Annotated in this window: 1 protein-coding gene; it reads right to left on the bottom strand. The window is 68.2% G+C overall.

Features of this window, described 5'->3' with window-relative positions; all coding sequences use genetic code 11:
- The coding region (locus ACSQ3D_RS27870; protein ID WP_436129035.1) for a diguanylate cyclase domain-containing protein at window positions 1–569 on the bottom strand (569 nt) is incomplete at both ends.

Raw genomic sequence — 569 nt, 5'->3', positions numbered from 1 at the left:
TTGGAGCGGGCGTTGACCGCCGCCTGCATGTCGGGGTCGAAGAAGCGCTGCGTGTTGCGCCCTGCGGCCTTGGCCTGGTACATGGCCAGGTCGGCGCGCTTCAAGAGTTCGTCCACCGACAGGCGTTCGTCGCCAAAGAGGGTGATGCCGATGCTGGGGGTGCTGTAGTGCTGGGCGCCGTCGAGTTCGAAGGGCTGGTTCAGGTGGGCCAGCAGTTTCTCGGCCACGGTCTCGGCCTGGGTGGCGGCTTCGGCCAGGTCCGGGGCCAGGGCTTCGAGCATGACGACGAATTCGTCGCCGCCAAAGCGGGCCACGGTGTCGGCCTCGCGCACGCTGCCCACCAGGCGGGCGGCCACCTGGGACAAGAGCTGGTCGCCCATGTCGTGGCCCAGGGTGTCGTTGAGGTCCTTGAAATTGTCGAGGTCGATGAACAGCAGGGCGCCCAGGTTCCTGGTGCGCTGGCAGGCAGCGATGGAGCGCTGCAGGCGGTCCAGCAGCAGGCGGCGGTTGGGCAGGCCGGTGAGCGCGTCGTAGAAGGCCAGGCGCTCGATCTCCTGCTCTGCGCGCTT

The organism is Acidovorax sp. LjRoot117 (assembly GCF_964252695.1).
Lineage (GTDB): Bacteria > Pseudomonadota > Gammaproteobacteria > Burkholderiales > Burkholderiaceae_C > Acidovorax.
The sequence above is the reverse complement of the archived record's forward strand: the minus strand, read 5'-3'. Positions and strand labels throughout refer to the sequence as shown.